Below are 22,461 nucleotides of genomic sequence, written 5' to 3'. Positions count from 1 at the left end.
GGCCTTCGCGACCGGTGAATGATGCACGGGAACGGCCCGCGGGAAGGTATAACCGTTTCAACAGCGGTGAGTTGACGTGTCAGAACACACCGGCCGGACGGGACACACACCGGCCGGAAGACAGACCAGCCGGAAGAGACGGACGAGACAGGGGCCGGGCTCGGTCCGGGGGCCTCGGAGGTAACGGGTGCGGTATCGGGTCCTGGGAGCGCTGGAAGTGCGCGGCGGCGACCGATGGATCTCCCTCGGCCCCGCCAAGTGGCGCATGCTGCTCGCGGTGTTGCTGTGCCACGCCAACCGGACCGTGCCCACCGAGCGGCTCCTGGACGAACTGTGGGGCGAGGAGGGACAGCCGCGCAGCGCCGGGAAGTTGCTCCAGACCTATGTCTCGCGGCTGCGGCAGACCCTGGGTGACGAGTCGGGCGAGGTCCTGATCACCGACAAGCAGGGCTACAAGGCCCACGGCTACCGACTCGCCGTGGACGCCGCCGACTTCGACGCGCACCGGTTCGAGCAGCTGGTCGAGGAGGGGCGGCGCGGGCTGGACCGGGACGGCCCGGAGGCCGCCGCCGAGCGGCTGCGCGAGGCGCTGCGGCTGTGGCGCGGCGCCCCGTTCCAGGACGTGCCCCCGGCCCCCTCCGTACAGGCGGAGACCGCCCGGCTCACGGAGTTGCGCCTGCAGGCCGTGGACGCCCGGGTCGAGGCCGATCTGCGGTGCGGCCGCCACGCCTCGGTGCTCGGCGAGCTGGAGACGCTGACGGCCGAGCACCCCTTCCGGGAGGACCTGCGCGGCCGGCAGATGCTGGCGCTGTACCGGTCCGGACGGCAGGCCGACGCCCTGGCCGCGTACCGCGCGCTGCGCCGCTCGCTGGCCGAGGAGCTCGGCGTGGAGCCGACCCCGGCGCTTCAGCGGCTCCACCAGCGGATCCTGGCCGGCGACGAGGCCCTGATGCCGTCGCCGGAGCGCCGCGAGGAGCGACCCGCGCCCGCTCGCCGGGCCGCCTCCCGGGGCCCCCGGCAGCTTCCGCCCGCCAGCCCCGCCTTCACCGGGCGGCACGGCGAGGTCGCGGTGATACGGACCCTGCTCGAGGAGCAGGACCGGCACGGGGCCGAGGGAGCCGACGGGGCCGACGGCGGCGCAGGGGGCGCGAGCGGGCGTCCGGTGGTGATCGCGGCCATCGACGGCACCGGCGGGGTCGGCAAGTCGAGCCTGGCCATCCACGCCGCCCACCAGCTCGCCGACCGGTTCCCCGACGGCCAGCTCTACGTCGATCTGCACGGCGCGACGGCCGGGCTCACGGCCCTCGACCCCGGCGAGGTGCTCGGCCGGTTCCTGCGCGCCCTCGGGGTGGACGGCTCCCAGGTCCCCGGCGACACCGACGAGGCGTCCGCCCAGTTCCGCTCCCTGGCGGCGGGCCGGCGGCTGCTGGTGATCCTGGACAACGCCGCCTCCGTGGAGCAGGTCCGCCCGCTGCTGCCGGCCGGACCCGGCTGCAGCGCGCTGGTCACCAGCCGCGAGATGCTCACCACGCTGGAGGGCGCCACCCATCTGCACCTGGACGTCCTCCCCCGCGACCAGGCCGTCGCACTGCTGGAGCGGATCGTCGGCGCGGAGCGGGTCCGGGCCGAGCCGGAGGAGGCCGAGGCCATCACCCGGCTGTGCGGCGGCCTGCCGCTGGCCCTGCGGATCGCCGGGGCCCGGCTGGCCGCCCGCCCCGGCCGCTCCCTGCGCTCCCTGGTGACCAAGCTGACCGACGCGCGCGGGCGGCTGGACGAGCTGAGCTTCGGCGACCTGGCCGTCCGTACCAGCTTCCAGGTCAGCTACGACGGCTTCCGCGAGGGCCGGCGCTCCGACGACCAGGACGCGGCGCGCGCGTTCCGACTGCTCAGCGCCCTGCCCGGGCCGGATGTGAGCCTGCCGGTGGCCACCGCCCTGCTGGGCCTCACCCCCGGCCGGACCGAGAGCGCCCTGGAGCGGCTGGTCGACGCACAGCTCCTGGAGAGCCCGGACTCGATCCGCTACCACATGCACGACCTGCTCAGACTGTTCGCGTCCGAGCGGGCGGAGCAGGAGGACTCCGAGGCCGAGCGGTCGGCGGCGGTGGCGCGCGGGCTGTCCTGCTACCTGGCCACCGCGCAGCAGGCGGTCACCCTGCTCGATCCGCTCCGCCCCTGGCCCCGGCACCCCGTCGAGGGTGCCGCGGTCCCGCTCTCCGACGGCGCGGAGGCGGAGGCCTGGCTGAAGGCGGAGCTGCGCAATCTGCTGGCCGCCGTCGCCTACGCCGTGGACGGGCCGGAGCCGGTCGCGCGCCTCGGCGTTCGGCTGGCCCAGTCCTTGCAGTGGTTCCTCTATCCGCGGGCCCACGCCCAGGACCTCCAGACGGTCAACGAGCTGGCCATCCAGGCCGCCCGCCGCCTCGGCGACCTGGAGAGCGAGGCGTGGGGCCTCGACCACCTCGCGGGCGCGCACTGGCTGCGGCGCGCGTACGGGGAGGTGCGGGCGTGCCTGGAGGACGCACTGGAGATCTGGCGCGAGCTGGGCCACCACGAGGGCGAGCTGCGGTCCCTGTGCAACCTCGCCGACGCGCTGTGCGAGCTGGGGCTCCACGAGGAGGCCATCGAGGTGCAGCAGGGCCAGCTCGCCCTGGCCCGGAAGACCGGCGACCTGGCGGCCGAGGTGATCGGCCTGGGCAACCTGGGCCGGGCCCACCGCGGTCTCGGCCGGCCGGAGGAGGCCCTGACCTGCTTCAAGGAGAGCCTGGAGGGCGCCCGGCGGGCCGGCAACATCCACCACGAGGGGTTCGCCCTGTACGAGATGGGGATCACGTACATGGAGCAGGGCAGGTTTCCCGAGGGCCGGACACACCTGGACCAGGCCCTGCCGGTGTGGAAGCAGCCGGGCACCTACGAGAGCTGGCGCGGGCACACCTGGAGCGGGCTCTTCCCCGCCTGTATGACCCTGGACATCGGGCCCGGGCCGCGCTGAGCCGCGCGGCCCGCCGAACCCTCCCGGGCGTGCCCCGGACCCTCAGGCGGAGCGCGGGCGCAGGCGGTGGCGGATCCACACGTTGGGTTCGACGTAGACCGCGTGGTCATGGGCGGTGTCGCAGCGCACCGGCACCAGGGCGCCGTCCACCTCGACCTCGCCGTCGCGGTCGAAGGGCAGGCCGGTCCAGAGCCGCCACTGCGCCAGGGACGCGCTGACCGTCATCGACGCCGGAGCGATCTTCTCGACGGTGCCGCCGGCCTTGACGTGCACCCGTACCCAGGGGTCGCTGGGCAGCCCGTCGTCGCGCCGCCGGGCGAGGTAGTCGGCCATGAGGACGTGCGGCTCCCGGTGCTTCGCCGTGGGGCGCACGGGGGCGAGGAGCGCGTCGTGGCCCTGGTGTGCGACCGCGTCGCACAGGGCCTCCAGCATGCGGTAGGACAGACCGCGGCCGAGGTAGTCGCTGTCCACGGTGATTTCCAGGGCGCTGGCCGCCGTGGTCGGATGCCCGCCGCGGCGGTCGCGGAACGCCCAGGCCAGCACGCGGTCCCAGCCCTGGTCCGGCATCTCCTCGCGGCCGTCGAGCTCGGCGTTGAAGGGGACGGCGAACCCCCGCGCGACGACCCGGTCGCCGTCGGTGGCCACCACGCAGTACTCGGGGAACTCCTCCACCACCCGGGACATCAGGGCGTTGGCGACCAGGTCGTGGGCGATGAAGGTGGGCCAGGCCTCGGAGATCTCGTAGACGCGGTCGGTCAGCGAGGGACGGTCGGCGAGCCGGGTGATCCGGATGCCGTCGGTGCCCGCGCCGCTGCCGGTGCCGGCGTCAGTGCCGGCGTCGGTGTGAGTGTTGGTGTCGGTGTGAGTGTTGGTGTCGGTCACGGCCGGGAACGCTGCCACAACCGGGGCTCGGTGCCAAATGTTTTCCCTGGTCGAGCGGTCCCCGGGCCGCACTATGCCTTGCGGGCGACTCCGCCGTACGCCCAGACGCGGGACGGGTCGTGCTCGGCCCCGATGCCCGGCCGCCACAGGGGCAGTTGCACCAGGCCCGGCTCCAGGAGGTCGAGCCCGGCGAAGAACTCCTGGATCCCCGCCCGGTCGCGGGCCGCGGACGAGACGGGGGTGGTGAAGCCGGACCAGTCCCGGTACGGGTTCTCGGTGAAGTCGCCGGTGACATGGGACAGGATCAGACAGCTGCCCGGCGCGGCCCAGTCCATCAGCCGCGCGACCAGGCCCCACGGGTCGTCCGCGTCGGCGATGTAGTCGAGGACGAAGGTCAGCACGATCGCCACCGGTTGCCGCGGGTCCAGCAGCCGGCGCAGCTCGTCGTGGTCCAGGATCCGCTCGGGGGTGCGCAGATCGGCCCTGATGGTGGTGGTGCCGGAGCCGGTCAGCAGGGCCCGGCCGTGGCTGGCCACGATGGGGTCGTTGTCCACGTAGACCACCCGGGCCCGTGGTTCGACCGCCCGCGCGACCTCGTGCACGTTCGGGTTCACCGGCAGGCCCGCGCCGATGTCCAGGAACTGGTCGATGCCCTCGCCGGCCACGTGGCGCACCGCGCGGGCCAGGAAACGCCGGTTGGACAGCGCGGTGTCCCGGACCTCCGGCGCGATCCGCAGGAACCGCTGGGCCTGCTCGTAGTCGGCGAGGTAGTTGTCCTTGCCGCCGACGAGATAGTTGTAGACCCGGGCCGGATTGGCCGCACGGCCCTGGAGGTGGCCGTCCGCGGCCTGCTGCCGGCTCCCCGGTGTCCTGAGACCGATCCCGGCCCCGCTGCTGTTCATCCCGAATTCCCCTGCCACGAGCACTGCCACCGCCTCACCGCATGCCGATACGTGTCACTGCCCGTGCGGCGCGGGTCCGGGCCGCCAGGTGACCGTTTCCCGCGGGCCCGGCTCGGCCCAGGCGAGCGGGGCGCGGGACCACAGGTGGAAGGGCAGATCGACATCCGCCCGCACCCGGCTGAGCTGCCCCCAGGAGTAAACGTCCGAGTGGACCGCCGCCGCCTGCAGCGCGGCTTCGAGGCAGGCACGGGCGGTCTTCTCCGCGCGGCAGGTGCCGCTCGGGCCGGATCCTTCCACTCCGCCGGAGACCTGGTAGGTACTCCAGGCGTAGAGGGCTTCGTGTTCGGTGTGCTGTTGCTGGTGTTCGTCGACGTTCACAGGCCCTCTCCAGACGCGTCCCTACCGGGCGGCTGTAGCGATGCCTCCAGCATCGAAGAGGGCGGGGTAGCGGCGGTATAGCGGCGGTAAACCGGGCGGCGGACCGGGTATACCGGCCCGCCGCCCGTGCCAAGCCCAGCGACCCGGCCGGGGGCACCTCCCAGCGGTAGCTGGGGGAGAACCGAGCCCCTAGGAAACGGCGCCCAGCCAGGTGAGGATCTCCCGGTTGATCGCCTCGGGCCGCTCCAGGTGGAGGAAGTGTCCCGCCCCCTCGACCAGTTCGACGCGCGAGCCGGGCGGGAGGTTGTCCTTGGCGCTGCCGACCACGTCGGCGCCTATGCACCCGTCGGCGGTGCCGTGCAGGTAGAGGGTGGGCCGCTCGCCGGTCCGGGTGATGGCCTCCTGCTCGGCGGCGTACTTCTCCAGGTGGCGCGAGGGGTCGAACAGGGCGCGGTAGTAGCCGATGGCGGCCTCGAGGTTGGCCGGCTCGCGCAGGCTCTCCTTGACGTGGGCGATGTCCTGCTCGGCGTGGTGGTAGCCCGGCGACCAGTCGCGCCACAGGCCGTCGATGAGCGCCATGTCGTGGGCCGCGACCCCCGCCTCGGCCAGCGGTGTCTGGAACAGGAAGATGTAGAACGACCGCTTGAACTGGTCGTAGTCGTAGTCGAAGAAGTCGGCCAGCACCCCGCCCAGCGGCGGGACGGCCATCGTCACGGCCCGCCGCCAGCGCTCGGGGGCGTGGGCGGTGGCGCCGTAGGCGGCGATCGCGCCCCAGTCGTGTCCGATGAGCACCGCGTCGCCGTCGCCGCCGAGCGCGTCGTGCAGCGCGTTGGCGTCGGAGGCGAGCGCACCGGCCTGGTAGGCGCCGTCGGCGGGGATGCCGGTGGGCGCGTAGCCCCTCAGGAAGGGGGCGACGGCGTGGTAGCCCGCGTCGCCGAGGGCGGGCAGCAGATGGCGCCAGGTGTGCGCGGTGTCGGGGAAGCCGTGCAGGCAGAGCGCCAACGGCGCGTCAGCGGGGCCCGCTTCGACATATGCGAACTCGAGTTCATTGGCGTTGACGTATTTCAGCTGTGTCACGCCGGGATGCTATGCCACCCCCAGGGGCTCGTCCATGCGCCGTCGCCACCCCTGTGGGGCGCCGCTCCACCCGGCCCGTTCGTCCCGCAACGCCGTTGCGTTCAGGCATTGTTCGATGTTGAGGGTCCCCGTGCGGCGCGCGGCCGGGGGTGGCAGACTGCACACCACACCGTCCTGACATTCAAGCGATGGACGCGCGTGCGATTTTCCGGCGCAGCCCGAGGGAGCCCCTATGACCGGCCAGAGCAGTGGAGTCGCGGAGCACCGCGCCTCCATGGTGCACCGCGGATTCCTCTACCACGACGAGGAGGAGGTGGTCTCGGTGTGCGTGCCCTTCCTGCGCGCGGGTCTCGAAGCCGACGACGCCGTGGTCGTGGTCGCCGCCAAGTCGAACGTCATCGCGCTGCGGGACGCCCTGGGCCAGGACGCCTCGTCGGTGCAGTTCGAGGACGCGCTCAACTGGTACCAGCACCCCGTGCGGACCATCGCCGCGTACGACGCCTACGTCAAGGCCGAGGCGCCCCGCCGGGCCCGGGTGATCGCCGAGCCGGTGTGGCAGGGGCGCACCCCGCTGGAGGTCGTGGAGTGGGCGCGCTACGAGTCCATCGTGAACGCCGCGTTCAGCAACTCCGGCGCCCACGCGATCTGTTGCTACGACCGGCGGGCGCTGCACCCGGAGATCCTCGGCTACGCGCGGCAGACCCACCCCGAGATCATCGACGGCCACGGGCCGCGCAGGAGCGAGGAGTACACCGACCCCGGCCCGTTCAGCGCCACCTGCGACCGGCGGCCGCTGCCCCGCGCCCCGCGGCTGGCCGAGACGTTGTCGATCAACCCGGCCGACCTGGACACGACGCGGGTGTTCGCGGCCGAGCGGGCCGCTCGCCACGGGCTGGCGGGCGACGCGCTGCGCGACATGGTGTCCGCCGTCGCCGAGGTGGCCACCACCGCCGTCCGGCACGGGAGCGCGCCGGCGGAGCTGCGGATGTGGACCGACAACGGCGACCTGGTCTGCGAGATGTCCGGCCCCGGCCACTGGTACCCGGACGCGCTGTGGGGCTTCACTCCGCCGAGCGGATCGGAGCCCGCCTTCGGGCTGTGGGGGGTGCGCATGCTGTGCGATGTGGTGCAGATGCAGACCGACGCGGACGGCACGACCATCAGGCTGCGCACCCGTATCTGAGCGGCCCGCGCGCCGCCCGGGTCGGCGAGGGTCAGTGGCCGGGCCCGGGCGGCGCCACGTCGAGCAGGATCTTCAGCAGGTCGTCCGGCACGTCCCGCATGAGGTTGTGCCGTCCCTCCAGCGGGTGCACCGTCCAGCTGGGGTCCTCGCGCAGCCGCTCGTAGGTGGGGGTGAACGGCGACGGGCCGTCCCAGAGCGTGGCGTACGCGTACTCCCGGCGCCGGAAGCGCCCGAGGTCGCCGGTGAGCCGGATCCGCTGGACGAGCGAGGCGAGCGGGTGGGCTGTGGCGCGGGGGTCGAAGAACGGCAGCGGCGGGACCGCGTAGCCGGTCTCCCCCGCGCTCAGGTACCACTCGTGCTCCGCCTCGGAGGTCAGCGTCCAGACGGAGTCGCCGTCCTCGGGCACGAACGCGTCCAGGTACACCAGGGAGTCCACCCGCTCCGGCACCCGGTCGGCCACCCCGGTGATCACCATCCCGCCGTAGCTGTGCCCCACCAGCACCACGTCCTCGAGCGATTCGGCCGTCAGCACGTCGACCACGTCCTGGATGTGGGTGTCGAGGTTCACCGTGCCGCTCATCGGCCGGGCGTGGTCGCCGAAGCCGGTCAGGGTGAGCGCGTGCGCGCGGTGGCCGTGCCGCCGCAGCTGGTCGCCGATCCGCTCGTAGCACCAGCCGCCGTGGCAGGCGCCGGGGACGAGGACGAAGGTGGCCATGTGATGCTCCTCAGTGCTGGTGGTCGGCGCGGGTGGCGCGCCGGTAGGTCGTGGTGACGCGGGCGAGTTCCTCCGGGGACCGCGCGTGCCACGAGCGCTGCATCTCGCGGTTGGCGGCGACGACGGCGGCGGTCGCCTCCCGTCGCTTGTTCTCGTAGGCCCTCAGGCCCCGGGGGATGTCGCGGGCGAGTTCGCCGGCCAGCACCCGGGCGTCGACGACGGTCTGCGAGGCACCGTTCGCCCCGACCGGGTACATGGGGTGCGCCGCGTCGCCGAGCAGGGTCACCCGCCCCCGGCCCCACGCCGGCAGCGGGTCGCGGTCGACCATCGGGTATTCGAGGATCGCCGGGCTGCCCGTGATGAGGTCGGACACGTCGAGCCGGCCCAGGGTCCAGCCGCCGAAGTGCTCCAGGACCTCCTCGGCGCGGCCGGGCTGGTTCCAGTTGGCGTCGCCGGGCAGCGGCCCGGGCTCGGCCACCGGCACCATGGCCACCCAGTTGATCAAGGACGGGCCGAGGGGATAGGCGATCAGCTCGGCGTTCCGGTCGCCGCGTGCGATGACCATCGAGCGGCCGTCGAGGAACGGCCCGGCCTCCGCCGCCCCGCGCCACATCCGCACCCCGGCCCACAGCAGCGGGCCCTGGTCGGGATGCAGCCGCGCGCGCACCGCGGAGTGCAGGCCGTCCGCGCCGATCAGCGCCTCGGCCTCGAGTTCGGCCCCGGGGACCCGGACCCGGACCGCGTCGGTGTCCTGCTCGAAGTCCAGCAGCCGGGCGCCGGTGCGCACGGCGTGCGGGCCGAGCCGGTCGCGCACCGCGGCCAGCAGCAGCGACTGCAGCCGGCCCCGGTGCACCGAGTACTGCGGCCACCGGTAGCCCCCGGCCAGCCCGCGCTCCTCGGTGAACAGCGTGTTCCCCGCCTGGTCGCAGTACACGTTCCGCGCGGTGGCGACCCCGATGCGGGCGAGGTCGTCGCCGAGGCCGAGCGCGGTCAACTCCCCCACCGCGTGCGGCAGCAGGTTGACGCCCAGGCCCAGCGGGCGCAGTTCGCGGACGGCCTCGACCACGGTGGCCTCGATGCCCGCGGCGTGCAGGGCCAGGGCGGCGGTCAGCCCGCCGATCCCGGCCCCGGCGATGAGCACTCCCACGGTCAGTCCCTGATCTCGGGGCGGTCGATGACGCGCAGCCAGGTCCCGTCGGGCTGCCGGCGCACGACCTGGACCCGTCCGCCGGTGTTGTCGGCGGGGCGCGTGGAGGTGACGGCGAGGTCGCCGTTGCGGACGGTCGGCAGGGCCGGCTCCACCTCGAAGCGGGGCACCTGCGCGAGCATCCGCTCGAACACGGCGCGGATCGCCTCGCGGCCGACCGTCCGGGACCCCGGCGGGTAGGCGAGCACGGCGTCGGGCTCGTACAGCTCGGCGAGGCCCTCGGCGTCCCCGGCGTTGGCCCGCTCCACGAACAGGCGGGCCAGGTCCTCGGGCTCGATGGCGCCGCGGCGGGTGGTGGCGGTGGTGGTGGTCCGGTCGGCCATGGCTGCTCCTCGGCTCGGGGGGATGGTGTTCTCGCTGGTGTTTTTGCTGGTGTTCTTGCTGGTGTCCGGGGGTGTCCCGCTCCCTGACACCTCCACCCTGGAGCAGCCCGGGTCAGAAGTCCAAGAGCTGGTTGTGCTGCTCACCAGAAGCAATCGTTATGAATGCCGATAGAGTTTCCGCCATGGAACTCCGGCAGCTCGAATACTTCGTGGCCGTGGTGGAAGAGGCCAACTTCACCCGGGCCGCGGAGCGGCTCCATGTGGCCCAGCCCGGCGTCAGCGCGCAGATCCGCCGCCTTGAACGCGAGCTGGGGCAGGAGCTGCTCGACCGCTCGGGGCGCTCGGTGCGGACCACCGAGGTGGGCGCGGCGGTCCTCCCCTACGCCCGGGCGGCGCTCGCCGCGGTCTCCGGGGTGCGGCTCACCGTCGAGGAGCTGACCGGGCTGGTCCGGGGGCATGTCGCCATCGGCACGGTGACCTCCCACAACGTCGATCTGCCCACGCTGCTGGCGGACTTCCACGAGGACCACCCGGCGGTGGAGATCACCCTCACCGAGGACAGCTCCGACCGGCTCGTCGAGGGGCTGCGCGGCGGCCGGCTGGACGCGGCCGTCATCGCCTTCGGCACCACGCCCCCACCCGGCCTCGCCCTCCACATCGTCACCGAGGAGCCGGTGGTCGCGGCCGTCGGCCCCGACCACGAACTGGCGAAGCGGTCGACGATCCCCCTCGACGCCCTGCGCGACCGGGTACTGATCAGCCTGCCGCAGGGCACCGGCATCCGCTCACTGCTCAACGAGGCCTGCGCCGCCGCCGGCTTCGCCCCGCACATCGCCTTCGAGGCCGGCACCCCCACGGTGCTCGCCCAGCTCGCGGCGCGCGGGCTGGGCATCGCGATCGTGCCCGAGGGCATCGCGAAGAGACGCGACGACCTGCGCGCGCTCACCATCACCCGCCCCGCGCTGCGCGGCGCCCTCGCGCTCGCCTGGCGTGCCGAAGGCCCCGTCAGCCCCGCCGCCCGCGCCCTCATCGGACGCGCGCGACGGCTGCTCGGGGCCTGAGGCCTCACAGAGGGGCGGACGGGCGGACGGCTACACCCCGAGCTCCAGGACGGCCTGCACCGGAAGGTGATCGCTGGGGAACTGGCCGTCGCGGGAGTAGGTGTTGATGGCGGCGTAGTGGGTGCGCACGCTCGGCGAGGTGAGGATCCAGTCGATCCGGTCGCCGTCCGGGACCAGCGGACGGTAGCCGTGGAAGGTCGCGTACTGCGCGCTGCGCCGCTCGGCGGCGTCCCAGGCGTCGACGAGGGAGCCACCGCCGAGCATCGCGTCGTAGACCGGGTTGCCGTGGGCGGCGACGTTGAAGTCGCCGGTGACGATGCGGGGCAGGGCCACGTCCAGGCCGCCGAGCCGCTCGGTGATCAGCGCGGCGGCGCGCTCACGGGCGGGCTGGCTGCGGTGGTCGAGGTGGGTGTTGAGGGCGTAGAACTGCCCGCCGGTGCGCCGGTCGTGGAAGCGGACCCAGGTGACCATACGGACCACGGCCCCGCCCCAGGTGTTGGAGCCGATCACATACGGGGTGTCGGACAGCCAGAAGTGGTCGTATTGCAGCGGTTCCAGCCGACCGCTGTCAAAGAAGACGGCCATGAACTCATCGCGGCTGCCGCCCGCCCGCCCCGTGCCCAGCCAGTCGTAGCGCGGCCCGAGATCGTGGGCGATGTCCCGCAGCTGGCCGTACAGCCCCTCCTGGGTGCCCAGCAGATGGGGTGCCTCGTGGCGCAGCAGCTCCCGCATCACCGGGCGGCGCGCCGCCCAGGAGTTGGGCTCGGTGTCGGAGGCGAAGCGGAGGTTGAAGGTCATGACGCGCAGCCGCGTGTCGTGCTGCGGGCCGGAGGCGGCCGCGGCGGCCTCCTGGGACGTGGCGGCGAGCGGCAGGACGAGGGCCGCGGCGGCCGCGGCGCGCATACCGTGGCGACGGCTGAACACAGGTGCGGGCATGGCTCCTCCGTGAGGTCCGGCGAGGCCCCCGAGTCTGGTGCCTCGCGGTGTGGGCGAAGTGACCTGCGGTGACCGTGCTTCGAAACGTAGGACTACCCGTCGATGGCCGCCGATCCACCGCCCCAGTGGCCGCTGTTGCCGCTTGGCACACTATTTCCAAACGGCACAACGGCACCGGGGCCGCATGAGAAGGGCCGCACCGGGCAGGCGCCACCGGGTCCGACGACGATCCGCTCGAGGGTGCCCGGGAGACGCAGTGCAGCAGGACAGTCCCGCGCGTGTGCCGACGCCGCCGACCGACGCTCCGCTCCGGGGCGGGGGGTCGGGCGGCCGGACGCGCGATCCGTACTTCGACAACGCGAAGTACCTCACCATTGTGCTGGTGGCCTGCGGTCACGCCTGGGAGCCGCTCACCTACGGCAGCCGGGCCGTCACCGCGGTCTATCTCACGGTCTACGCCTTCCACATGCCGGCCTTCGCGCTGATCTCGGGCTATTTCTCGCGCGGTTTCGACCTGGGGCCCAAACGGCTGCGGCGGCTGTTGACCGGGGTCGCCGCGCCGTACGTCGTCTTCGAGGTCGCCTACACCCTGTTCTACCGGTGGGCGCAGGACGACCCGGGTTATCCGATCAGCCTGCTCGACCCCTGGTATGTGATGTGGTTCCTGGTGGCGCTGTTCATCTGGCGGCTCACCACCCCGCTGTGGCCGGCCCTGCGCCATCCGGTGCCGGTCGCGCTGGCCTTTGCCGTCCTCGCCTCGGTCTCCCCGGAGATGGGCGGCGATCTCGCCCTGCAGCGGGTGCTGGCGTTTCTGCCCTTCTTCGTCCTGGGGCTGTCGCTGCGGCCGGAGCACTTCGCACGGCTGCGCACCCGGCGCGCCCGGCTGGCCGCGCTGCCGGTCGGCGCGGGGGCGCTGATCGCGGCGTACGCGGTGGCGCCCCGGCTCGACGCGGGGTGGTTCTACCACCGCGGGAGCGTGGCGGGGCTGGGGGTGCCGGCCTGGGCGGGGGTGTTCACCACGCCCGCGCTCTTCCTGCTGGCGCTGGTGCTGACGGCCGCGTTCCTGGCCTGGGTGCCCGGGCGGCGGCTGTGGATCACCGCGCTCGGCACCGGGACGATGTACGGTTATCTGCTGCACGGCTTCGTGATCAAGTCGTCCCGGTTCTGGGGGTGGTACGACCACCCCTGGCTGCACACCCCCCTCGGCGAGCTGACGGTCACCGCCGCCGCCATCGCCATGATCACCGTGTTGTGCACCGCCCCCGTACGGCGCCTCTTCCGTCCCCTGGTCGAGCCCCGGATGGCCTGGGCCTTCCGGCGCGAGGCCGGACGATCGGACCGGAGCGCCTCCGCGAGCAACGAGAACACCGCGAGCGCAGAGAGCACCGCGAGCACCCGGAAAGCCACGAATACGATGGAGCGCGCCAAAGCAGGGCAGAACACTCACTAAAGTAGGTGATACCGGCACGGAGCGGGCACTGAGGAGGTGCCGTCGATGTCCGAGGCGACGATCACCGACCTCTACGAGGTCACCATGGCGATGTCCTATCTGCGCGAGGGGATGACCGGACCGGCCACCTTCAGCCTCTTCGTCCGGGACCTGCCGCCCGACCGCGGCTTCCTGGTGGCCGCGGGCCTGGAGTCCGGCCTGGACTTCCTGGCGGACTACCGCGTCGGCCCCGAGGACGTGGCGGACTTCGCCGCGGTGCTGCACCGGCCGGCCGAGGATCTGCGGCCGCTGCTCGGGCTCGCCTTCGACGGCGAGGTGCGGGCGGTGCCGGAGGGCCGGGTGGTGCACGCCGGGGAACCCCTGCTGGAGGTCACCGCACCGCTGCCGGTCGCCCAGCTGGTCGAGACGTACCTGCTCAACCGGCTCAGCCACCAGACCGCGATCGCCTCCAAGGCCGTCCGGTGCGTCCTCGCGGCGGCGGGGCACCCCGTCGTGGACTTCTCGCTGCGCCGCACCCACGGGCCCGAGGCCGGTTTCCACGCCGCGCGGCTCGGCGGGGTGGTGGGGTTCGCCGGGACGAGCAATGTGGCGGCCGCCCGCGCCGAGGGGCTGCCGGCGGTGGGCACGATGGCCCACTCCTTCGTGGAGGCGTTCGACTCGGAGGAGGCGGCCTTCCGGGCCTTCGCGCGCGCCCACCCCGGACCGGTGACGCTGCTGGTCGACACGTACGACACCGAGTCGGGGGTGCGGGTGGCGGCGCGCGTGCTGCGCGACCTGGACGGGGGCGCCCGGGGCCCCGGCTCGGCGGTCCGGCTCGACAGCGGCGACCTCGCCCTCCTGGCCGGTCGGGCGCGCGACATCCTCGACGCCGCCGGGCTGGCGGATGTGGGGATCGTGGTCAGCGGCGGGCTCGACGAGTTCGCGGTGGACGACCTGGTCCGCTCCGGGGCGCCCATCGACGTCTACGCGGTCGGCACCCGCGTCGGGGTCTCCGCCGACGCCCCGTACCTGGACTCGGCCTACAAGATGGTCGCGTACGCCGGGCGGCCGGTGATGAAGCTCTCCCCCGCGAAGGTCACCGCCCCCGGCCCCAAGCAGGTCTTCCGCCGCGCCGGGCGGCCGGACGTGATCGGCGTGGCGGACGAGGACCCCGCCCCGTACGGCCGGCCGGTGCTGGAGACGGTGATGCGGGACGGTCGGCGCACCGGCGGGCGCGCCACTCTGGCGGAGTGCCGGCAGCGGCTCCGCGCCGACCTGGCGGACCTCCCGCACCCGGCCCGCCGGATCCGCGCCCCCGCCGCCCAGCGCCCCCTCGTCTCCGAGCGCCTGGCCGCGCTGGAGGAGGAGGTGCGCGGCCGCATCGTCCGCGAGCTGGACGCCGTCGCCGCGTGGGCGGGGCCACCCGGCCCCGCAACATACCCGACCACCATCAGGTGAGGAGTCGGCCATGCCGCACACAGTGGAATGGAAGGTCCACCTCTACCTCTACGAGGACGAGGGAACGACGAAGGCGCGCGTGGTGCTCGACACGAAGGACACCTCGTTCACCGGCCGCGGCGTCGCCCGCTGCGCCCCCGAGGACCGCGACGTACCGGAGATCGGCGACGAGCTGGCGGCCGGGCGGGCGATGCACGACCTGGGCGAGCAACTGCTGATCGCCGCGGAACGCGACATCGAGGGCGAGGTGGCCGCGCGCCGGCCGCGGATCCGGCCGGCGCCCGGATGGGCCCTGTGACCCGGCGCCGCAGCGCCCGCCGGGTCACCCCCACCGCGTCGAGTAGCCGCGGTACCGCCGTCGGCCCGGCCGGATGACCAGGGTGGCGAGGAACCCGAGGAGGCCCGCGCCGACGAGCGCCAGCCCCGGGCCGAGGCGCTGGGCGTAGCCGACGATCCCGGCGAGCGTCGAGGTGTCGCCCTGGGTGCCTGGAATGATCGGGGCCACCGGCTGGGAGGGAGCCCCCGGCCGGTCCGGAGCCCCCGGCTGGGCCTGGGCGCCGGCGCCGGAGCCGTCGGTGGGCGCGGTGGGCGCGGCGCCGGCGGCGTCGCCGTCGCTCGCGGGGACGTCGGGGATCCTCACGCCGAGGGCCGTGAGTGCTCTGGTCACGGGCTGGAAGAAGGTGACGCCCCCGCTCGTGCAGTCGCCGGTACCGCCGGAGGTCACCCCGAGCGCCGTGTTCCGGTCGAAGAGCGGGCCCCCGCTGTCTCCGGGCTCGGCGCACACATTGGTCTGGATGAGGCCGCTGACGGTGCCCTCCGGGTAGTTCACCGTCGCGTTCAGCGCGGTCACCTCGCCGGAGCGCAGCCCGGAGGTGCTGCCACTGCGGAAGACCTTCTGGCCGACGACCGGATCGCCGGCGGCGGTGATCCGCACGACCTGGCCGTCCCCGGCGTTCAGCACACTGCTCTGGTCCGAGGCGGGGTTCTGGTAGCGCACGAGGGAGAAGTCGCTTCCGGGGAAGTCGCTCCTGACCGTCGTGCCGACGCCGGCCGTGCCCTGGCTGTCCGCGAACCAGGCGGTGCCGTTCGGGCCGCAGTGCCCCGCCGTCAGGATGTAGCCGGACTGGCCGTCGGTGACGTTGAAACCGGCCGAGCAGCGCCCGCCCCGGGTGAAGATCGGCTCGGCGCCGGCGGTCCGGGTGGTGAACGAGCCGGTGGTGCGCTCCATGCGCACCTCCCCGCCGATGCCGGCGGCGACGCCCTTCATCCGCGACCACTGGTCGGCGGAGACGGTGCTGTCGCCGAGCACCACCACCTTGTTGGCCGTGGCGTCCACCGCCCACGCGGTCCCGGCCACCCGGGGGGCCCGCCGCAGCGTCTCGGCCGCCGAGCGCAGCCGCCGCATGCTGTACCGCACCTGCTTGGCCCGCGCCCCCGCCCGGTCGACCTCGGCGGCCGCGGCCGCGTCGGTCACCGCGACCACCGCCCTTCCGTCGGCGCCGATCCAGCTGCCCGCCGTGCGGGAGGCGCCCAGCCGGTCCACCAGGCTCCTGGCCAGCTGGGCCTCCGGGGAGCCCGGGGTGTCCTGGAGGACCCGGGCGGGTCGGCCACCGGGCCCCTGGGCGGGCGACCCGTCCGCCGCGGCCTGAGAGACCATCAGTCCGCCGCAGAACACTGCCCCGATGGCCACGAGGCGTGCGACACGGTGCGCGCTGCGCCGCGGATGTCCCACCACCTGCCTCCTCACGTCGTTCCGGCACGTCGTTTCCCGCACGTCGGTCCAGCACCGCGCCGCCGCTCGGCCGCCAGGGGCCACACCGGCACGGCCCCCTTCCATACGGACCGCCGCGCCGTTCCGCTCACCGCGGCGCCGGACGGCCCTGAAATGTGCCGTCGATCGTTTCGGGTGCCGCGTCCGTGGAAGTCGCAGGGCACGGGGGGACTGATCGGCACACAGGACACGCAGGTGCCCGGCCCCCGTCCGGGCACCACGGAGGGAGGAACGTGGCTCATCACACGCCCCGGCACCCGGTACCGGACCCGACACCGCCCGGCGAGGTGGCCGACGACACCGCCGAGGCCACCGGCCCCGCCGCGGACACCGCCGGACGGCTGTCCCGCCGGGGCGCGCCATCGCCCACCCGGCGTGGGCTGCTCGCGGCGACGGCGGCGGCCGGCCTGGGCGCGCTGGCCGGGTGCGCGGGGCAGGAGGCCGAGTCCGCGTCCGGCCCGTCCTCGTCCTCGTCCAGGAGCGGCGGTGCGGGCGCCCCCGGCCCGTCCCCGTCGCGGCGGCCGGCCAGGCGGCGTCCCGAACTCCCGCGCGGCGGGCGGCGGCTGTCCCGCTACCGGCTGGTCGGCTACTGCGGCCTGCCCGGCGCCGCCGCGCTCGGCCGCCTCGGCACCGGGGACCTCGGCGACCGCATCGCCCAGATCGAGAGGACCGCCCGCGCCTACGCCACCGACCGGGAGCCGCTGCCTGTCCTCGAGCTCCTGGCGACCGTCGCGCAGGGCACGGCGGGCCCGGACGGCGGCTACCGCTCGCGCACCCCCGCGGCGACGATCCGCCGTTTCCACCGGGCGGCCCGGCGCCACCGCGCCCTGTTGCTGCTGAACGTCCAGCCGGGCCGCGCGCCGGTGCTCGACGAGGTGAAGGCCCTGCGCGAGTGGCTGGTCCACCCCGATGTGGGGCTGGCGCTCGACCCGGAGTGGCAGATGGGCCCGGGCGAGGTGCCCGGCCACCGCTACGGCCACACCACGGGCGGCGAGTTGACCCGGGTGGCCCGCTATCTCTCCGGCCTCGTCGCCGACCACGACCTGCCGGAGAAGCCGCTGGTGTTCCACCAGGTCGCCGAGTCCGTGGTGCGGGACCAGTCCGCCCTGCGCCCCCAGCCCGGGGTGATGATGATCAAGAGCGCCGACGGCATCGGCTCGCCGGGCATGAAGCGGGAGACCTGGCGCCGCCTCGTCGCGGACCTGCCCGACGGACTGTGCACCGGCTTCAAGCTCTTCTACGACGAGGACACCCAGGGCGGCGGCTCGCTGATGACCCCGAAAGACGTGCTCGCCCTCCGGCCGCGGCCGGACTACGTCATGTACGAGTGAGTCACGTCGGATACGAGTGAGGCCGGGAGGGAGGCCGGGCACACCGCCGGGTTCGGGGCGCGCCTGTCGCTCCCGCGCCTCGCGGGCGGGCGGCCTACGATCGTGAGATGAACAGCGCTGACGTTCTGGCCGACGGTTTCGGCCGCGTACGGGAGACGGTCCACGAGGCCGTGAAGGGGCTGACGGCCGAACAGCTGGCCACGCGCCTCGACGACAAGGCGAACACCGTCGCCTGGCTGGTGTGGCATCTGACGCGGATTCAGGACGACCATGTCTCCGAGGTGGCGGATACCGAGCAGGTCTGGACCGAGCAGGGCTGGTACGACCGGTTCGGGCTGCCCTTCTCGGCGTCGGCGACGGGCTACGGGCACCGGGCCAAGGACGTGGACGCCGTCCGGGTGCCCGCGAAGCTGCTGCTCGGGTACCACGACGCGGTCCACGAGCGCACCGCCGACTTCGTCCGGGGCCTGCGGGACTCCGATCTGGACGCCGTCGTGGACGAGACGTGGACCCCGCCGGTGACGCTGGGGGTCCGGCTGGTCAGCGTCATCTCCGACGATCTGCAGCACGCCGGTCAGGCGGCCTTCATCCGCGGGGTGCTGCGGCGCCGCTAGCTCCCGTGTGACCGGCTCCTGTGGCGCCCGCGCCCGTGCCGCCGGATCCCCTGCCACTGGATCCCCTGCCACTGGATCCCGTGTCGCCGGCTCCCGCGTCGCCCGATCCCCTCCGCACGCGGCGGCGGTGGCTGGTGTCGCACCACGGGTAGCGGCCGCTGCGCCGGCAGGTGCACACGGCCACCACGACCCGGTCGGAGCGCACCGTGGTGCCGTCCTCCAGGACGACCTCCACCGGCCCCTCGACCAGCAGCGGGCCCTCGGGATCGACGATCACGCGCCGCGCCGGGGCCCGGTCGGCCGGCGGCTCGTGGGCCTCAGACGGCGTGGACGGCGCGGACGGCACGGATCACCACCAGCTCTTCCTTGTCCTCTCCCGGAGCGATCAGCCCCCGGGAGGCCAGCCATGCGCTGCGGCCGCGCAGCACCGGTCCGAACGGGATCATGCGGCGTGCGGTGACCTCCGCCCGCAGGCCCTGTGTCCGCAGCTGTTCCAGCGTAGTCCCGGCCCCGCTCAGCGCCGACTGCACGAGCAGCAGCACGCCTCCGGGCCGCAGCAGCGCCGGAACCCGGGCGCACAGGTCGTCCAGCACGGCCCGGCCGTCGGGCCCCGCGTCCCAGGAGCGGGCGCGGGCGTGCGGTGGCAGGCTGGAGGAGGACGGCGCGGGCACGTACGGCGGATTGGCCAGGACCACGTCGAAGCGGCCGGCGGTGGCCGGGTCCGGCAGGCCGCCCCGGCGCACCCGGACCGGCGCGCGCCGCAGCCGGGCGTTCAACCAGGCGGTCGCCACGGCGCGCGGCGTGACGTCGACGGCGTGCACCTCGGCGGCCCGGCGGCGGGCCGCGAGCAGCGCCAGGGCGCCGGTGCCGGTGCCGACGTCCAGGACGCGGCCGCCGGACACGCCGGGCTCCCGCCACACCGCCTCGGCCAGCAGCACGGTGTCGTCCTGTGGTGGATACACCCCGGGTGGCCTGATCAACCGCATGGTCCCCGGGTACCTCCGCCACGGCGGTCCAAACGGCGGCGCCGGCGGGCCGAAAGCGCGAAAAGGTGATCGAGGCGGGCGAAGGGGGGCACTCGCGGACGGGAGAGGAGTTGCCGATGACGAGTCTTCCCACCGGGTTTGCGCCCTCGTCCTACTGGATGGAGTCGGCGCCAGGACCCGAGTATCCCACCCTGGAGCCCGGCCCCGGGCTCGCCGGACCGGACGTCGATGTCGCCGTGGTCGGCGGCGGGATCGCGGGCATCTGCACGGCGTGGGAGCTGGCCCGCGCCGGACGCCAGGTCGCGCTGGTGGAGGCCGGGCGGGTGGCCGCCGCGGTGAGCGGCCACACCACCGCCAAGCTCTCCGCGCTGCAGGGCCTCGCCTACCAGGACATCCGCTCCTCGCGCGGCGAGGAGGCGGCCCGGCTGTACGCCAGGTCCCAGGCCGACGCCCTGGACCGGGTCGTCGAGGTGGTCGCCGAGCTGGGCATCGAGTGCGATCTCGAGGACGTCCCGGCGTACACCTACGCCGAGTCCGAGGAGGCCCTGCGGGCGGTGCGGAGCGAGGCGGAGGCGGCCGCGGAGGCCGGCCTGGACGCCTCGTTCGTCACCGAGACGGATCTGCCGTTCCCCGTGGCGGGCGCGGTGAAGGTGAGCGGGCAGGCGCAGTTCCACCCCCGGAAATATCTGCTGGCGCTCGTCCGGGACCTGGTCGCACGCGGCGGCCGGGTCTTCGAGAACTCCCGGGTGGTGGGCCTCAAGGAGGGCGATCCGTGCCGGCTGAGCACGGACCGGGGGGCGTCGATCCGCGCCCGGGACGTCGTGGTCGCCACCCACTACCCGATCTTCGACCGCTCGCTGCTGTTCGCCCGGCTGGAGCCGCGGCGGGAGCTGGTCGTCGCGGCGGTGCTCCCGGCGGACCGCGATCCGCTGGGCATGTACATCACCCCCGAGGACGACACCCGCTCGGTCCGCACCGCGCCGTACGGCGACGGGCGGCGGCTGCTGATCGTCACCGGGGAGAAGTTCACCCCCGGCGTGGGCCATGTCAGCGGCCGCTACGAGCGGCTGATCTCCTGGACCCGGCGGCGCTTCCCCGGGGCCGAGCCCGCCTTCCGCTGGGCGGCGCAGGACAACTGGACCACCGACCACGTGCCGTTCGTGGGGCGGCTGCACCCGGCCGCGCACCACGCGTATGTGGCGACCGGTTTCGCCGGGTGGGGCATGACCGGCGGAGTGCTCGCCGGACGCCTGCTGGCCGGGCGGATCACCGGGGAGCCGCCGGAGTGGGCCGACCTGTACGACCCGGTGCGGCTGAACCCGCTGCGCGAGACCCCGGCGCTGCTGGGGCTGCAGGCCCACGTCGCCCGCCACTTCATCGGCGACCGGCTCTCGGGCGCGGGCGCCGGCTCGGTGCGGGACATCCCGCCGGGCGGCGGGGCGGTGGTACGCGTCGGCGGCCGGCAGCGCGCCGTCCACCGCGACGAGGAGGGAGCCCTGCACACGGTGTCCGCGCGCTGCACCCATCTGGGGTGCCTGGTGCGGTTCAACGACGCCGAGCGGGCCTGGGAGTGCCCGTGCCACGGGTCCCGGTTCGCCCCGGACGGAAGCGTGCTGCAGGGCCCCGCGGTGCGCCCGCTGGAGCGGTGCGACGACGTGCCCGACCCGGCCGCTCCGGAACCCGACACCCCCGGACCCGACGCCCCGGAGCCGGGCGCCCCCGAGCCGCACGCCTCCGGTCCCGACGGCGCCCCGGGAGGTGATCAGCGGTGACCGTCGGTGCCGACCGCACCTCCACCGGCGCACGTGCCGACGCGCCTCCGGCGGGGCCGCCGCTGCCCGAGGCCCGCGGCCCGGTCTCCGCCGCCGTACGCGACGCGCTGGCCCAGGCCCCGCCCCCGGAGCACGCGGCGCTGCCGCTGGACCGGGCCCGCGCCGCCGACCCGCTGGGCGAGGACGCCCAGCTCGCGCTGTACGTCTGCTACGAGCTGCACTACCGGGGGTTCGCGGGGGTCGCGGAGAGCTGGGAGTGGCAGCCGGATCTGCTGCGGCTGCGCGGGGTGTTGGAGGATCGCTTCCTGGCCGCGCTGCGCGAGGCGGTGCCGGGCGGTACGGACGTGACCGGCGAGCTGGACGCGCTGCTGGTCGAGCCGCTGGGCGCGCGGGGCGTCAGCCACCGCCTGAAGAGCCACGGCACCTGGGAGCGGATGCGGGAGTACCTGGTCCACCGCTCGCTCTACCAGCTCAAAGAGGCCGATCCGCAGGCATGGTTGATCCCCCGGCTGACGGGACAGGCCAAGGCCTCACTGGTGGCGGTGGAGTTCGACGAGTTCGGGGCGGGACACGGCGACCGGGTGCACGCCCGGCTCTTCGCCGACCTCATGGCCGGCGCCGGGCTGGACCCGGCCTACGGCCGCTATGTGGACCACGCGCCCGCCCCGACGCTCGCCACCGTGAACCTGATGTCGCTGCTGGGCCTGCACCGCTCGCTGCGCGGCGCCATGGCCGGGCACTTCGCCGTCCTGGAGATCACCTCGTCGCCCGGTTCACAGCGGCTGGCCCGGGCTCTGGAGCGGCTGGGCGCCGAGCCCCGGTGCGTCCACTTCTTCACCGAGCACATCGAGGCCGACGCGGTGCACGAGCAGCTGATGCGCCGCTGCGTGATCGGCGACCTCCTCGACCGCGAACCGGAGCAGGCCGCGGCCGTCGCCTTCGGTATCCAGGCCACCAACTACCTCGAGGCGCGCTGGTCGGACCACCTGCTCGCGGCGTGGGACGCCGACCGCTCCTCGCTGCGGCTGCCGCTCGACGCCTGACGCGCATGGCGCCGGGCGCGGCGGTGCAGCGCCCGGCGCTCCTCCTCGTTCGTGCCGCCCCACACGCCGTGGGTCACCCCCACGCCCAGCGCGTACTCCAGGCACTCGCCGCTCACCGGGCAGCGGGCGCAGACCTCCTTGGCCCGCGCCTGCTGCTCCTGGGCCGCCGGGCCGGCCACGCCCACGGGGAAGAACAGCTCCGGGTCCTCGTCCACGCACGCGGCGTGCCGCCACCACTCCATGGCCGCCTCCTCAGCTATTGGTCGCCGTACTGGGTCCCGCTGCCGGCCCGGCCGCGGCACTTGTGCGCGCCGACCTCGCTCTCCTCGCCCCGGACGCGTGCTCACGCGTGCTTCGTGCGGTCGGGGCGGAAGGTCGGCGCCGCCGCGGGCGGGCTCTGCGGGCTT

Annotated in this window: 21 protein-coding genes and 1 pseudogene; 10 read left to right on the top strand and 12 right to left on the bottom strand. The window is 74.3% G+C overall.

The genetic code is table 11. The annotated features are described in order from the left end of the window. Positions 1-187: 187 nt before the first annotated feature. Positions 188-2,986 carry an AfsR/SARP family transcriptional regulator gene (locus tag ABFY07_RS19790; protein WP_346175759.1) on the top strand — a complete coding sequence of 933 codons (2,799 nt, stop codon included), beginning with the start codon at positions 188-190 and terminating at the stop codon, positions 2,984-2,986. A 42-nt stretch (positions 2,987-3,028) separates the two neighbouring features. On the opposite strand, the gene ABFY07_RS19785 is transcribed toward ABFY07_RS19790, so the two are convergent. The 4 genes from ABFY07_RS19785 to ABFY07_RS19770 form a co-directional block, all read right to left on the bottom strand. Beyond that, complete coding sequence (locus ABFY07_RS19785) at positions 3,029-3,778, bottom strand: N-acetyltransferase (RefSeq protein WP_346175801.1); 750 nt, start codon at positions 3,776-3,778, stop codon at positions 3,029-3,031. A gap of 161 nt (positions 3,779-3,939) precedes the next feature. After that, positions 3,940-4,770 carry an SAM-dependent methyltransferase gene (locus ABFY07_RS19780; protein WP_346175758.1) on the bottom strand — a complete coding sequence of 277 codons (831 nt, stop codon included), beginning with the start codon at positions 4,768-4,770 and terminating at the stop codon, positions 3,940-3,942. Positions 4,771-4,824: 54 nt separating this feature from the next. Further along, positions 4,825-5,148 carry a hypothetical protein gene (locus ABFY07_RS19775; RefSeq protein ID WP_346175757.1) on the bottom strand — a complete coding sequence of 108 codons (324 nt, stop codon included), beginning with the start codon at positions 5,146-5,148 and terminating at the stop codon, positions 4,825-4,827. A gap of 189 nt (positions 5,149-5,337) precedes the next feature. Beyond that, on the bottom strand, positions 5,338-6,225 hold the full coding sequence (locus ABFY07_RS19770; protein ID WP_346175756.1) for an alpha/beta fold hydrolase: 888 nt from the start codon (positions 6,223-6,225) through the stop codon (positions 5,338-5,340). Positions 6,226-6,457: 232 nt separating this feature from the next. On the opposite strand from ABFY07_RS19770, the gene ABFY07_RS19765 reads away from it, so the two are divergent. Beyond that, on the top strand, positions 6,458-7,408 hold the full coding sequence (locus ABFY07_RS19765; protein ID WP_346175755.1) for an anti-sigma factor RsbA family regulatory protein: 951 nt from the start codon (positions 6,458-6,460) through the stop codon (positions 7,406-7,408). A 31-nt stretch (positions 7,409-7,439) separates the two neighbouring features. Here ABFY07_RS19765 and ABFY07_RS19760 read toward each other — a convergent pair whose 3' ends face one another. From ABFY07_RS19760 to ABFY07_RS19750, 3 genes are read right to left on the bottom strand one after another with little or no spacing between them, the layout of a single operon-like run. Continuing rightward, on the bottom strand, positions 7,440-8,123 hold the full coding sequence (locus ABFY07_RS19760) for an alpha/beta fold hydrolase (RefSeq protein ID WP_346175754.1): 684 nt from the start codon (positions 8,121-8,123) through the stop codon (positions 7,440-7,442). A gap of 10 nt (positions 8,124-8,133) precedes the next feature. Continuing rightward, complete coding sequence (locus tag ABFY07_RS19755; protein WP_346175753.1) at positions 8,134-9,270, bottom strand: FAD-dependent monooxygenase; 1,137 nt, start codon at positions 9,268-9,270, stop codon at positions 8,134-8,136. Between the two features lie 2 nt (positions 9,271-9,272). Continuing rightward, positions 9,273-9,653: a YybH family protein gene (locus ABFY07_RS19750; RefSeq protein WP_346175752.1), complete on the bottom strand. Its 381-nt coding sequence runs from the start codon at positions 9,651-9,653 to the stop codon at positions 9,273-9,275. A 182-nt stretch (positions 9,654-9,835) separates the two neighbouring features. Between ABFY07_RS19750 and ABFY07_RS19745 the strand changes: the two genes are divergently transcribed. Further along, the gene (locus ABFY07_RS19745; RefSeq protein ID WP_346175751.1) at positions 9,836-10,714 is read left to right on the top strand and encodes a LysR family transcriptional regulator; all 879 of its coding nucleotides are present in this window, start codon (positions 9,836-9,838) and stop codon (positions 10,712-10,714) included. Positions 10,715-10,744: 30 nt separating this feature from the next. Here the strand turns inward: ABFY07_RS19745 and ABFY07_RS19740 are convergent, their stop codons facing one another. Then, on the bottom strand, positions 10,745-11,650 hold the full coding sequence (locus ABFY07_RS19740; RefSeq protein ID WP_346175750.1) for an endonuclease/exonuclease/phosphatase family protein: 906 nt from the start codon (positions 11,648-11,650) through the stop codon (positions 10,745-10,747). Between the two features lie 256 nt (positions 11,651-11,906). Here ABFY07_RS19740 and ABFY07_RS19735 point away from each other — a divergent pair, with 256 nt between their 5' ends. Genes ABFY07_RS19735 through ABFY07_RS19725 form a run of 3 tightly spaced genes read left to right on the top strand, consistent with a single transcriptional unit; the run spans position 11,907 to position 14,835 of the window. Beyond that, positions 11,907-13,100, top strand: a complete 1,194-nt coding sequence (locus tag ABFY07_RS19735; protein WP_428836962.1) for an acyltransferase family protein — start codon at positions 11,907-11,909, stop codon at positions 13,098-13,100. Positions 13,101-13,145: 45 nt separating this feature from the next. After that, positions 13,146-14,537 carry a nicotinate phosphoribosyltransferase gene (locus ABFY07_RS19730; protein WP_346175749.1) on the top strand — a complete coding sequence of 464 codons (1,392 nt, stop codon included), beginning with the start codon at positions 13,146-13,148 and terminating at the stop codon, positions 14,535-14,537. A 10-nt stretch (positions 14,538-14,547) separates the two neighbouring features. Further along, a complete protein-coding gene (locus tag ABFY07_RS19725) occupies positions 14,548-14,835 on the top strand; it encodes a DUF1876 domain-containing protein (RefSeq protein ID WP_346175748.1) in 288 nt (95 codons plus the stop codon). Between the two features lie 24 nt (positions 14,836-14,859). Here the strand turns inward: ABFY07_RS19725 and ABFY07_RS19720 are convergent, their stop codons facing one another. Next, positions 14,860-16,269, bottom strand: coding sequence for a S1 family peptidase (locus ABFY07_RS19720; RefSeq protein WP_346175747.1), 1,410 nt, complete (start codon positions 16,267-16,269; stop codon positions 14,860-14,862). 272 nt (positions 16,270-16,541) lie between these two features. Between ABFY07_RS19720 and ABFY07_RS19715 the strand changes: the two genes are divergently transcribed. Beyond that, positions 16,542-17,639 carry a hypothetical protein gene (locus ABFY07_RS19715; protein WP_346175746.1) on the top strand — a complete coding sequence of 366 codons (1,098 nt, stop codon included), beginning with the start codon at positions 16,542-16,544 and terminating at the stop codon, positions 17,637-17,639. Between the two features lie 107 nt (positions 17,640-17,746). Next, complete coding sequence (locus tag ABFY07_RS19710; protein ID WP_346175745.1) at positions 17,747-18,253, top strand: mycothiol transferase; 507 nt, start codon at positions 17,747-17,749, stop codon at positions 18,251-18,253. Between the two features lie 112 nt (positions 18,254-18,365). Here the strand turns inward: ABFY07_RS19710 and ABFY07_RS19705 are convergent. Beyond that, positions 18,366-18,599, bottom strand: a pseudogene (locus tag ABFY07_RS19705) (CDGSH iron-sulfur domain-containing protein); the annotation flags it as partial. Further along, positions 18,571-19,239 carry a HemK2/MTQ2 family protein methyltransferase gene (locus ABFY07_RS19700; RefSeq protein WP_346175744.1) on the bottom strand — a complete coding sequence of 223 codons (669 nt, stop codon included), beginning with the start codon at positions 19,237-19,239 and terminating at the stop codon, positions 18,571-18,573. The gene ABFY07_RS19700 and the pseudogene ABFY07_RS19705, both read right to left, overlap by 29 nt. A 116-nt stretch (positions 19,240-19,355) precedes the next feature. Here ABFY07_RS19700 and ABFY07_RS19695 point away from each other — a divergent pair, with 116 nt between their 5' ends. Further along, positions 19,356-21,011, top strand: coding sequence for an FAD-dependent oxidoreductase (locus ABFY07_RS19695; protein WP_346175743.1), 1,656 nt, complete (start codon positions 19,356-19,358; stop codon positions 21,009-21,011). Beyond that, positions 21,008-22,054: an iron-containing redox enzyme family protein gene (locus ABFY07_RS19690; protein WP_346175742.1), complete on the top strand. Its 1,047-nt coding sequence runs from the start codon at positions 21,008-21,010 to the stop codon at positions 22,052-22,054. The genes ABFY07_RS19695 and ABFY07_RS19690 overlap by 4 nt, the downstream gene beginning before the upstream one ends. Here the strand turns inward: ABFY07_RS19690 and ABFY07_RS19685 are convergent. Then, positions 21,970-22,296: a WhiB family transcriptional regulator gene (locus tag ABFY07_RS19685; RefSeq protein ID WP_346175741.1), complete on the bottom strand. Its 327-nt coding sequence runs from the start codon at positions 22,294-22,296 to the stop codon at positions 21,970-21,972. The two genes, ABFY07_RS19690 and ABFY07_RS19685, sit on opposite strands and share 85 nt — an antisense overlap. Positions 22,297-22,461: the final 165 nt, after the last annotated feature.

This window comes from Streptomyces sparsogenes subsp. cuspidosporus (assembly GCF_039532705.1).
In the GTDB taxonomy this organism is placed as follows: Bacteria; Actinomycetota; Actinomycetes; order Streptomycetales; family Streptomycetaceae; genus Streptomyces; species Streptomyces sparsogenes.
Note: the sequence above shows the minus strand (reverse complement) of the source record. Positions and strands in the feature narration are given on the sequence as shown.